1 protein-coding gene is annotated in these 220 nt (G+C 56.4%); it reads left to right on the top strand.

Translation table 11 applies throughout. The features are described 5' to 3' along the window. Positions 1 to 220: hypothetical protein (locus tag KNQ97_RS19190; RefSeq protein WP_253612640.1), on the top strand; the 220-nt coding region annotated here is incomplete at both ends.

The raw sequence follows: 220 nt of genomic DNA, 5'->3' as shown, positions 1-220 counted from the left end.
TGCGGACTTTGAAGGCGATGTGGTTGTGAACGTACCGGCAGGTATTGTTACGGACGTGGCAGGTAATGCCAACCTGACTGCAACAGAGAGCCTTACGGTCGATACATTGGCACCGGCCTTTGACTTCACGGTAACCATCAATGCCGATGGCACAGCGACGATTGCAGGCAGCACCGAGCCGGGTGCGACAGTTGAAATTCTGGACCCGGCAGGCAATCCG

It is taken from the genome of Acinetobacter sp. UC24323, assembly GCF_024151445.1.
Taxonomy (GTDB): Bacteria; Pseudomonadota; Gammaproteobacteria; order Pseudomonadales; family Moraxellaceae; genus Acinetobacter; species Acinetobacter baumannii.
The sequence above is the reverse complement of the archived record's forward strand: the minus strand, read 5'-3'. Positions and strand labels throughout refer to the sequence as shown.